Source organism: Rhodonellum sp. (assembly GCF_030656585.1).
Taxonomy (GTDB): domain Bacteria; phylum Bacteroidota; class Bacteroidia; order Cytophagales; family Cyclobacteriaceae; genus Rhodonellum; species Rhodonellum psychrophilum.
On sequence record NZ_JAUSPP010000010.1, the window covers coordinates 1 to 12808 of the forward strand.

The 12808-nt window shown below is 43.5% G+C and carries 5 protein-coding genes; all 5 read left to right on the forward strand.

Features of this window, described 5'->3' with window-relative positions; translation table 11 throughout:
- A partial coding sequence (locus Q7J63_RS01410; RefSeq protein WP_304883670.1) for a PKD domain-containing protein occupies positions 1-4950 on the forward strand: 4950 nt, incomplete at its 5' end.
- An 858-nt stretch (positions 4951-5808) separates the two neighbouring features.
- Entirely contained in the window at positions 5809-6618 is an 810-nt protein-coding gene (locus Q7J63_RS01415; protein ID WP_304883671.1) for a polysaccharide biosynthesis/export family protein, read from the forward strand.
- Positions 6619-6624: 6 nt separating this feature from the next.
- Entirely contained in the window at positions 6625-9051 is a 2427-nt protein-coding gene (locus tag Q7J63_RS01420) for a polysaccharide biosynthesis tyrosine autokinase (protein ID WP_304883672.1), read from the forward strand.
- 324 nt (positions 9052-9375) lie between these two features.
- Positions 9376-9984: a hypothetical protein gene (locus Q7J63_RS01425; protein WP_304883673.1), complete on the forward strand. Its 609-nt coding sequence runs from the start codon at positions 9376-9378 to the stop codon at positions 9982-9984.
- Positions 9985-10893: 909 nt separating this feature from the next.
- The gene (locus tag Q7J63_RS01430; protein ID WP_304883674.1) at positions 10894-11892 is read left to right on the forward strand and encodes a mannose-1-phosphate guanylyltransferase; all 999 of its coding nucleotides are present in this window, start codon (positions 10894-10896) and stop codon (positions 11890-11892) included.
- Positions 11893-12808 lie beyond the last annotated feature (916 nt).

Here is a 12808-nt window from a genome sequence, read left to right on the forward strand (position 1 = left end):
TCGATGTTCGGAATCGATCAGCCTACCGGAGAGCTGACCGTTTACAACCTACCCCTCGGGGACTATACCTATTACTTGGAGGTTTCGGATCCCTTGATCTGTACGGTCAGTTCCAGGGCAGACGTAAAGGTAACGGCGGTGCCGAATCCGATTTTGGATAAGGTAGATATCCTTTGCTTTGGAGAAGAAACCGGAAAGATCCTGCTGGTCAGCGGAGCGGATCCAAAAATCGTGTACAGCATCAATGGCGGTGCCCCGATGAGCCAAAGTGCTCTGGAAGCGCTGGAATTTGCGGCAGGTATCTACGTGATCGACTTCAGGGACGTGGATACGGATTGTGGAAGCAGCCAAACTCTGGAAATAACTCAGCCCGCTTTACTGGAATTTGAACTATTGAACAAAGTGGATCCAATTTGTGGCGCTGACAATGGAAGCATTGAATTTAGCTTGATAGGAGGAACCAAAGGATATACGATCACGATCAACAATCAACCGATCGTCAGCTACAACCCGACACTGGTAGGGGATAGCTACACCTTAGAAAACCTTGCCGAGGGCATATATGAAATCAAAATATTGGATGCCAACGATTGTCCAATCATGGAGTCCGTGACTTTGGCAAATACCAATCTATTGCCGATTTCGGCTACTGACACGCAGGATGAAGTCTGTGAAGGCAGTCCAGCGGTTTTTGTTCCGATTATCGACAATCAGTCCGGGGTGAATCCAACCAAACGTTGGTTTAAGGATCAAAATCTTACGGATGAAATCATCTCCAATTACAGTCTTGCCGGCACTGGTGTGATGTACCAAATCGATCCAATAACTGGAACCTTGTCTGTGTACAATTTGGCGGCAGGCGATTTCACCTTCTACTTGGAATTAACGGATGCGCAAATATGTCCTATTGTTGCCAAAGCCGAGGTGAAAGTCAATCCATTCCCCTTGTCGCAATTTGGTGTCGTAGATATTCTTTGTTTTGGTGATCAGACGGGAAAAATCACTTTGCTGTCAGCAGGTAGTCCTGACCTGAGGTTTACAGTCAATGGTGGTGCCCAAATGACGCAGGCCGCTCTTCAAGCTATGGATTTCTCTGCGGGAATCTATACGATTGAAACCATAAATATAGGGGCGATTTGCCCTGATGTCCAGATCAAGGAAATCAAACAACCAGAAGAATTGATATTTGAGGAAATATCTTTCTTGGATCCCACCTGCGGCGAAAGTAATGGGGATGTAGTATTTAGGGTGGCCGGAGGGAAGGCGCCCTATATCATATTAATTAATGGTCAGCCTCTGTCCGCATTTGCTTTTGCCGTGGATAACGGTCGATATGTCATCGGAAATTTAAACCCAGGTATTTATGACATTTCCATCACGGATGCAAATGGATGTACCGAAGGAGGTGATTTTGAACTGACCAATATTGTAGCGACTCCGATCACCGCTGACAAAATGGAGGCCGAAGTCTGCGAAGGTACACCGATTGAATTCACCCCTGTTTTCCAATCAGGCGGAGTGGATCCACAAAAACGTTGGTTCAGGGATGCCACACTTACCCAAGAAATATTGAACAATTTTGCTCCTACAGGTACGGGCGTGATGTATCAAATTGACCCCGTTTCTGGAAAGCTTACGGTATACAATCTACTTGATGGAAATTACACCTATTACCTACAACTCTCGGATCCACAAATCTGTACTTTGGTGACCACTGCCGAAGGTATCGTTAATCCAGGTATCGAGGCTCAGGCCATCGTCACAAATGAGGTTTGTTTTGGAGAAGCGAATGGCAGCATTCTGCTGGATGCTCTCTCAGGAGGAAGCGGCGTTTATGAATTCAGTCTAGACAATGCCAACTGGCAAAGCGGAAATCTATTTGATAATTTGTCATCTGGAACCTTTACCGTCTATATCCGTGACCTGGGGGGACAAGCATCATGTGTTTTGACCCTCCCAAATATCTTGGTTGAAGCTCCTGAAGCGCCGATTTCAATCAATAACGATTTTATCCTCATCCCTTCTTCCTGTGATCTTCCAAATGGAAGCATTTCCAATGTCGTAATTTCCGGAGGATGGGGAAATTTCACCTTCGAATGGAGAAAGGGATCTGCCACAGGTACTGTTGTTACGGGAACGATAAGTGGAGCAGAAGATCTTTTCCCTGATCTTTATTACTTGATTGTAAGGGATGAAAAAGGATGCGAAGAGATTTTTGAATTTGAAATCAAGGAGCAGGAGAAACCTAACTTTGAACCAATAGTCCCTATGGCCATTTGCGCTTTGGAGGACATGACTTTGACGGTGATCCAGAACGTTCAAGGGGCTTCCGGTACCCAATTTACTTGGTCAAAAGGACCAAATCAAGCCAATCCAATTGTTTCCGGGCCAGACGGTGCTATCAATGGTGTAGCGTATGAAATCCGGGAGGTAATGAATACCGTTCATTTGGATATTTCGGGTTTGCCTGCCGGGAGTTACACCTATTATTTCTTTGCGGAATGTACCGGACAGGAAATCCCAATCAGTTTTGAGGTTGTCCCCATCCCGGATCCTGAATTTGGGATATTGGAGATTTCTTGTTTTGATGCCGACAATGGAAAAATAGCAATCACCTCCGGAGGTTCCTTGGACTTGACTTACAGTGTGGACGGAGGGTCATTCATCAGCCAAACGGATTTGGAAGCCATGAATTTTGGTCCGGGCACATACACCATACTTGCCAAAAATGGCCAAGGCTGTATCAGTCTGCCTCAAACCCTCACTTTTGCCAATCCTGCGATTTTGGAAATCGAGTTGTTGGATTCCAAAAACAGTGCTTGTGGGACCAATGATGGATTCATAGAAGTAAGTCTAAAAGGAGGCACACCGGAATATACCCTGATCCTGATAAAAAATGGAGTGGTTGTGGAAACGGTCAGCACCAGTGCTGCCGAATACACCTTCAACAATCTTGGGGAAGGGGTGTATGAAGTGGAGCTGAGGGATCAAAATGATTGTCAGGTGGATCTTGCAGGAGACATTACATTACTTGATGGACCAACGGAGATCTTGATCGATGATGCATTCATCATTTGTGAAGGGGAATCGGTTACCCTTGAACCTTCAATAAATCCTGCCACGGCCAATCCAGTTTACACTTGGTATTGGAACAGTCCTACAGCCGGAAATGAGCTTTCCGATCAGCAACAAATTTCTGGAATCCTTTTCGAGATCAATGCGGCTGGAGATTTGACAATTTCCGGTTTGCAAACAGGCAAAGATTACAAAGTTTGGGTGAAAGTTTCAGGCCCTGATATTTGCGAAGGGGACTTGAAAGAAGTCCTGATTCAGGTAGAATCAACTCCCGTATTCACGGCAATTGCCTCAGATGAAAACTGCTTCGGTACAGGTGGTGCGATTCAAATCACCCAAGGAACAGGTCAAAACAATGTCGCCTACAGTGTCAATGGAGGTCCTTTCCAATCTTATCCGGGATACCTGATCAACGGTTTGGCTCCAGGGAATTATACAATTGCTGCTCAAAATGCAGGAGGCTGTATTGCTGATTTGGCGCAAACATTTGTGATTGTAGGTCCTTCTGCTGAATTGTCTCTTTCCAATATCCAGGCAACCAATGCCAACTGCGGTGCCACCGATGGTACCCTTACGGGCCAAATCAATGGAGGAACGCCGGGATACCAGATCTCTCTTTTGGATGCCTCCGGAAATGTCATTCTCGGACCCGTTTTGTCATCCGATGGAAGTGTGGATTTCAGTAACCTTGGTTCAGGGGCTTACAGTCTAACCATTACGGACGCGCTGGGTTGTACCTTGCCTGCACAGTCCATCCTGATCGATGAATCGCCAAAAGTCATTCTAGCCGATGATCAATTGATCTGTGAGGGTGAAGTTGCGGTGATCCGTCCAAGTCTCGTTCCCGCCGATGGAGCGATTACTTTCGATTGGTTTTATGACAAGGAAATGACCCGTCAGGTAAGCGAGGTAGGCACTCCTGACCAGTTTGGGGCAACCTATCAAATCGCAACAGATGGGGAAATAAGAATGTCAGGTCTCCCGAGCAGACCGGCACCTTACACCTATTATATTATGGTGGCAGAAGCTGGCAACTGCCCTCCTGAAGTTAAGGAGGTAAATGTTACCGTACGGCCGATTCCAACCCTCAGGGTATCCAATCCTTCCATTGTCTGTGATCCAAACCAAACCGTGAACCTGACACAATTTATCGAAGGATTCAATCCAAATGTATTTGACTATATCGTGACGAGTCCAAATGGCAACAGGTTAAGATTGGAAGACTTGGCAACCGTTTCCGGGACGGGAAGCTATACGGTACAGAGCAGCTTCAAAGGAAGCAACTGCTGGACCCCTATGGACAGAATAGCAGTCATCATTTCCGATATCCAGCTGATTGCAGATTTTCAATACGAAATCCTGGTCGATGGGCAAGTGATGACCGACTATGATTTGCAGTTAGACGATGAAATCAACTTCAAGGACATATCCCAAGGAAATGTCATCGTATGGAATTGGGATTTCGGGGATGGAACGTCAAGCACATTACAAAACCCAACTCATTTTTATGATGCGCCTGGAAGATACACCATTCGATTGACCACCATCGACCAGTTTGGCTGTACATCTGTCATCGAAAGGGTATTGGAAATCTTCAACGATTATTTGATTAAAATCCCGAATGCCTTTACCCCGGATGGTTTGAATAACAAGTTCTTCAAACCCAAGTTTAGGGGAATAGTCACCATGAAGTTATACATCTTCAACACTTGGGGAGATTTGATCTATGAAACAGACAATTTGGAAGATCAAGGTTGGGATGGAAAGTTGAACGGGCAGAATACCCCGAATGGCAATTATGTCTATAAAGCGATCTTTACGACACGGACCAATGAGACCATCGAAAGGGCAGGTGTATTCATCCTGATCAGGTAATAAAAAAATTCCATTGGATCAATTCTCTAGTAAGATCTCATGGAATGCATAGGGCAAAAAATCATCCAATCTTGGATGATTTTTTTTGGCCCGATCGGGATAATTTTTTCCTAAGTCCCAAATTTCAAAACCATTTTTAAGAATGAGTGGTAAAACCTATCCAAAAGATAACCTTCAAATTCCCGGTATTTAGGGTAGATAACAGCCTGTTTTTGACTTTTGCTGCGAAGACTTTTTCAAAATATGTCCAAACACTTTTCCCCAATTTGTATTGGAATAATCATATCAATCTCCATTTATTTCAATATGACCAGCAATATTATCTTCTAATTGGTCAAAAAATACCCTGTTTAGGGTATTTTTTATAACAAGGCCATTGTGTACTTTTGAATTGGGTGATTAAGTAACTTTTCAGACAATTTTTTAACGCGTGCAATTCATGGTGGGAAATTTTAAATGGCAATTTTTTACCCCACCTCTTTTTTACCCTGTTTGTGATAGCTTACAATTCCACTATTGGCCAATTCCCGAAACCTGCTTTCAACTATGGATTTCTATTAAGGAAAAGGAAGTTGAGATTGACAGCAAATGTTTATATTTTCATGTTTCGAAAGGATGTTCAAATTTAAATCCTGTATTCTGGTGACCATTAACATTCAACAATGGGATTTTTTTTTCCTTAGAATGGAGAAAGAGGCGCTTTCTTTGCTGTTGCTATCTGGGTTCGGGTTTCCTAACTCCTCCAGACCTATTGGAGCTCCTGCCATCCTTCCCAAAAAAAACCTATTTTAAATAAAAATATTTTCCTAATTTTGCGTTTTCGTATTTACCCTTCATTTGCATTTATTTCAATTCAACATGAGAAAAGTATTCCCTTTTCTGGCTTTGGCCTTATTTATCTTCTCTTTTTCTTCCTGCGTTTCCAACAAAAGAATCATCTACCTTCAAAATTTGGAGGACAACGAAGTAATTGAGGACGGTCAAATGATCACTTATGATCTCCCGGAATACAGACTCCAGTACAATGACATCATCGATGTGAATGTCCAAACTGCCGAGGACATGGTCAAAAACGGATTCAATGCACCTTCTGGCGGTGCTGCAGGGGGGATGCAAATGGCAGCTCAAGGCGGGGGTGATGTATATTATATGACGGGTTACACAGTAGACAAGAATGGGGACATTCGGCTCCCGATCACCGGATCGGTCAACGTGATGAACATGACCATTGATGAAACCAGAATTCAAATTGAAGAAAAATTAAGAGTGTATGTAACCTCTGAATTGTATGTGAAGGTCAAGCTTGGAGGCATTAGATTTTCCACCTTGGGAGAATTTCGAAGACCGGGAAAATATGTGGTTCTCCAGGATAGAATGACCATTTTTGAAGCCATCGCGCAAGCCGGTGATTTGACCAACATTGCTCAAAGGGATAAAATCCTGTTGATCAGGCAATATCCGGAGGGAACCAAGGTTCACAGACTCAACCTAAACGATAGAACCATTATCAGTTCTCCTTTTTACTTTATCCAACCCAATGATCAGATTTATGCCGAACCGATGAAGGTAAGGGAAGTTGGCGCAGGTGAAAATGCTGCCCAATCTCTGACCTTGATCATATCTTCCATTACCGCAGTTGCTTTGGTCTTAAATATCATTACCCGTTAAAAAAATATGAATACCCCCAATCAAAATCCCAATCCCGCTCCTTTTCGTCCCGAAAATGAAGACGAGATTGATTTAAAAGTGCTCTTATTCAATTATCTCAAGTTTTGGCCCCTGATCCTGGGCTGCATGCTGATTGGGGTTTTGGCTGCATTCTTTATCACCCGGTATACCACGCCCATCTACCAAGTGGAAGCCACTGTGGTGGTGGCAGATGATAAGCCTGCCTTGGGAACGGACCTTTTTGAATCTTCGGGACTTTTGCAGGGGAAAAATAACATCGACAACGAAATCGGGATACTCAAATCCTACACCCTTGCGGTGGAAGCCATCAATGAATTGACACTGAATGTGTCTTATTTTAAGGAGGGTTTTTTAAGAACCACCCAGATCTACGGAAATGTACCCGTATACGTCAGCGTGGATTGGAACCATCCCCAATTGGTGGGGGGAATGCTCAAACTGACAGCGATAGGGGACAATAAATTTGAACTGGACATTGCAGATGAGGAATTTCAAGTGTTCAATCCTGCGGATCCTTTTTACAAAACGCAATTGACCCAAAATTCGCTGAACAAAGGAGTGTATACCTTTGGAGAACCCATTCAGGGAGAAAATTTTAAATTTACGGTCAACAATACGTCTGCCTTGACAGGCGAGGAAATCTTTTTCACCCTTCGGGATGTCCCCTCGCTGGCACTGTCTTTCAAGAACCAGATCAACATTACCCCGATCAACAAACAGGCTTCCATCCTTACCTTGACTTTGGAGACGCCCATCAGAAGATTGGGAGAAGATTACATCAACAAATTGATGGACGTTTACCTGGAAAGGGAATTGAAAGAAAAAAACCGGTCTTCTGAGAGTACCATCCGATTTATAGAGCAGCAACTGTCCGGGATCACGGATTCACTCACCTTTTTCGAAAACAGGCTTCAAACCTACCGTTCAGAAAACCGGATTTTCAACCTGAGTGAGGAAGGTTCGCAAGTCTTCGACAGGTTGCAGGAACTGGAAAAGGAAAAATCCCAATCCGAAATCTCCCTCAAATACTACAATACACTCCTTGCTTACCTCAAAAACGATCAATTGGACGGATTGATCGCACCTTCTCTCACCGGAGTTACGGATCCTTTGCTCAATGCACTGGTGGCGAATCTCAGTGAATTGCAGGCAGAGAGGGTGCGTTTGACGGCCAATTTTTCAGATCAAACCCCGGTGGTGCGGGAGGTGAGAAGCAAGATCCAGAATACGAAAAAGGCGCTGCAGGAAAATGTCAGTTCTGCAATCCAAAACACCAACAATTTGCTCGTAGATTTGAAAAGAAGGGTAGCGATCATCGAAAAGGAAATCAATGCTTTGCCGGAAACGGAAAGAAAGTTGTTGGGCATCCAAAGGCAGTTCGCCATCAATGAAAATATTTACATCTACCTGCTTCAAAAGCGGGCAGAGGCCGAAATCACCAAGGCCTCCAATATGCCTAAAAATTCCGTGTTGGATTTTGCCAAAGCGGGGTCAGTACCTGTTGCCCCCAAAAGAACACTGAACCTCTTGATCGGTTTGATCTTGGGGATGGTCCTGCCGATAGGCTTTATTACGATCAAGGATTTCCTCAACACCAAGATCGAGGATCCCAAAGATTTGGAAAATCAGATCAAGGTTCCCCTGATTGGAATGATCGGGAGAAACAATGCCGAAGATCCCAAACCGGTCTTGAACAATCCAAGGTCTTCGGTCACCGAGGCTTTCCGGAATCTCAGGGCAGACATGTCTTATTTGAGTCCCAAAAAACAACTGACGCTTTTGTTTACCTCTACCATTTCGGGTGAAGGAAAAACATTTATCTCCATCAACATGGCATCTGTCTATTCCCTGATGGGAAAGAAGACCCTTTTGATCGGATTGGATTTGAGAAAACCCAAAATTGCACAGGACTTCAATACCGTCAATGACAAGGGGATGAGTACCTGCCTGAGCACGGATATGCCTTGGCAACAAGTGGTCAAACCATCAGGGTATGACAACCTGGACATCATCCTTTCCGGTCCGATTCCACCAAATCCCGCAGAGCTTTTGCTTCAGGACAAATTCGCTGTAATCATGAAAGAGATAAAGGAGCATTACGATGTGGTCATATTGGATTGTCCACCCGTGGGCTTGGTCTCGGAAACCAAAGAACTTTTTGCCTATTCGGATGTGAATTTCTTCGTTTTCCGTCAGGGCTATTCCCAAAAAGCCAATTTGCAAATCCTGAACAACCTGGTTGAAAAAGGAGGCGTTTCCAAAATGTATGGCATCTTAAATGACGTTCATATCGATCGGGGTTATGGGTATGGTTATGGATACGGTTACGGCTATGGTGGATCTTATGGCTACCATGATGAAGTCCAACTCCCTTGGTGGAAGCGTGCATTAAAAAGAAGTAAATTGTCTTGATCCTTTTGATTTGGTGTAAATTCCTCCACATCAAGGCATTGAAAATTCCCCAAAGCCCTCTCTATCTGGAGAGGGCTTTTTTTATGAAAAAGCAGTATTGTATAAAATTTAAAGAGGTATATTTGACGCATTATCAGCATTTTTCCTGTTGATAATGCCCAAAAAAGCTTTTTCCCAAAAAAAACTATTTAAGTTCTTTTATCAACGGCTACACCATGATGGGATAATTTTTACCCATTGGTCGGACATCAGGCTTGCCTTAAATTTTATACTTCTTGCAGGCTTAAACCCCTGCTTTCTTTTGACTAATTTTTATTTATACTTATGAGTTTTATCAATATGCTTCGCTTAATTCTGAATGGTAAAAAATCCAAAAGTCTGATGAAAGATGGTTGGATGATTGATTACGAATACAGCCATATCTCTGATTTTTTCTATCCTGTCCCCCTGTTTGCCGAACTAAATTATAAGCTTATTGGCGTGCCGGAGAATGCGTGTTTCCCTTACAAAGGCGCACTTTCGCTTGGCAATGCTTTCTGGAAGGAAGACCAGAAGATGCACCTCAAACTTTCGGCGAAAGTTAAGGTATTGGGTTTGCCTCTGAAAATCAATAGGTATGTCAAAAAAGTGGACAATCGACCCACTACGGTATATAAATTGTGGTATGACGAAAAACCACTGGCCGTCTGGCACAAAAAATATGAATTTGGTAGGGAGTATCATTCAGATGTCCAAAGTGCTTTCACTTTGGAAGCAATGGGAGCCGAGACCTTTTCAAAAACAAAAAACTGGGGGTCCAACCAAATCCTGGGGCATAATGGGGAGAATGAATGCTGCCTTATTGAAAAATTTGTCCACACCCATATTCTCGTGATTCACGACAGCACCACCTTTGCTTCGCTTTGGGAGGTCTTGAAAAAAAAGATTGATTGAAGAAATTATTGCCCGAAATATGCACTCCATTTTCTAATGGGCTTGAACCAGCAAGAAAATCAGCCTATCTGGAGCACTCGGCCTGGTACCGATAGGGGGAAAGTCGAATACAGCAAACAAATACGGATCATGAATCAATTTCAGCTTGGTATTGGGGCATGCTTGACAGGGCTTGAAATCTCCGCGGGACGTCAGTTTCCAGCGGAAGGAGGGCGGAAACAATCGATCATTTCGAGTGCAACACGCTTAATCCCACCTGTTGAATTCCTGATCGATTCTTTAATTATTCAAAAAATAGGATCTGGAGTGGGTAAATAAAATACGCAGCTGTTATCTTTGAGCGCGATTGATTGTGGAGATCTTTCCCTAAACCCAGAATATTCTGGTTGTTTGGTGCGTCAAAAAAAGCCATTTGGATTAATTTTGATCCATCAACAAAATCTTTAAGGGGTTACCTTCCCTTGTTGATCCGGAAATCCCACTTGCTGAAGGCCCTCTAAATGGGACCGAAAGGGCGAAGCTGTGAAAATCCGAATGGACCGTTTTTTGAAGAAGCATTCGATACCAGATTTTAATCTGGCTTCAACCCGTAATATGCAATAGGCTTCCAACTAGGGCTGTAGCGACTGAAAAATCAAATTATTTAGATAGTCATTTATAGTCCAATAGGGTAAAGTCCAAAAAAGGAAACAAACGACTGATTATGAAGCAATTTCAGGCCGGAAAAGAATTGAGATGGCATAAAACTGGTTAAATGGGCTTCCCCTTAGAAATCTGCCAAACCAAATCAAATCATAAAAGCTTAAAATACACGAAATCTACGCGCGTAGCGCAATCTATGCCGCAGGCTTCTACCCATTCTCTACCCTTTACATTTCCCCTTCTACTTTTACCATAAAACACTTTAATTTGAAAATCATCAACGTAATTCTTTCCGGCGGTGTCGGCTCCAGGCTATGGCCACTTTCAAGGAAAAGCAGACCCAAGCAGTACCTTCCCATTTTTGAAGGACAAACGCTTTTTCAGAAAACAGTTTTGCGCAACAAATCTTTTTCGGATGCCATTGTGGTGGTCGGCAGTAAGGACAACTATGAATTGTCCCGCAAAGATTTGCGTGAGATTGGTGAAACCCATTACTCGGAAATCATCGAAGCCTGTCCCAGGAATACGGCAGCAGCAATCGCCTTTGCGGCTTTCGAATGCGATCCAAATGACGTCTTGTTCGTGACGCCTTCCGATCATTTGATCGAGGGAGTGGACCAATACGGTGTCAATGTCCAAAGGGCCATCGCATTGGCCAAAGAAGGTTTTGTCGTCACCTTTGGGTTGCAGCCCACCAAACCCGAAACAGGTTTTGGCTACATCGAGGCAGATGGAGAAGAAGTAAAGGGTTTCCGGGAAAAGCCAAATTTGGATACAGCCGAAAAATTCCTCGCCAAAGGCAATTTCCTCTGGAATTCAGGAATGTTTTGTTTTCAGGCCGGAACATTCCTAGCCGAACTGAAATCCTTTGAACCCCTTCTTTATCAAAATTCCAAAGCGGCATTTGATTCCCGAAAAGAAGGCTTTTTGGATTTCGATCAATCCATGCAGATTCCATCCATTTCCGTGGATTATGCCGTGATGGAAAAGACCAAGAAAATCAAAGTGGTTCCCTCCAATTTCCATTGGTCAGACATGGGTTCTTTCGAATCCATCTACGACTATCTCATCAAGCAGGGACAAGAGCCCGATGAATTTGGGAACATGGTGATCGGCACCAAGATCCACACGGAATTCCTCGGACTCCAAGACACCCTCCTGATCCAAACATCAGACGCCATCCTCGTCCTCCAAAAAGAAAAAGCCCAAGACGTAAAGAAAATCTACGAGCGCTTGGAAAAGGAGCATCCGGAATTGGTAGAGTAGATTCGGGGTAGATACTTCGCGTAGATTGCCTCTTGATTGTTTTTTGCCTCCGGCAGGAGGATTTGCTTAGGCGTAGACTAGCTTCGCCGGATGGCATAGGGAGCAAAGCAAATTAGGTTTCTTTATGAGTGTGGATAAGGCTATAAACGTTTTGTTCATTGTAGGAGATGTTTTACCATAGGAATGATTTTTAGCGTATAAACTACGGAGTAATAAGTATACAATCACCTCCAGCTGAACTTCACGTGGATGAAACGATGGCCTATATTTCTACGGTTTTTGTCAGGATTCGAAGTGCGTTAAGAAAATGAGTTAGCTCCGTAGGGGTACCCGGAGAAGATCCACTCATTTTTAGCGCGTAGAAGCCGGACAAAAATCAAATTGAAAGTAAATTATTGTATTGGAGCAATCCCGTCCCAATTTGAAGAAGAAATATCAGCCTTGATTTTTTGGTTATCCCGATGGCTATCGTGGATGATCAAGCAAAAAGTGACAAAGAAAAAAATAACCACGGATCATCGCCACTAGCTTTGGCGATAAACCTTCTGAATTCAACTCTAAAAACAAAATCTACGCCGCAGGCAATCTACTATTTCTCTCGGCAAGCAAATGTATAACTACGGTTTTATCCGTAGTTTCTAGCCCTAAAAATTTTGAAGATGACCTCCGGATGGCATAGGAAGCAAAGCAAATTAGGTTTCTTTAGGAGTGTGGATAAGGCTATAAACGTTTTGTTCATTGTAGGAGAGGTTTTACCATAGGAATGATTTTTAGCACATAGATTACGGAGTATTAAGTATACGATCACCTCCAGCTGAACTTCACGTGGATGAAACGATGGCCTATATTTCTACGGTTTTTGTCAGGATTCGAAGTGCGTTAAGAAAATGAGTTAGCTCCGTAGGGGTACCCGGAG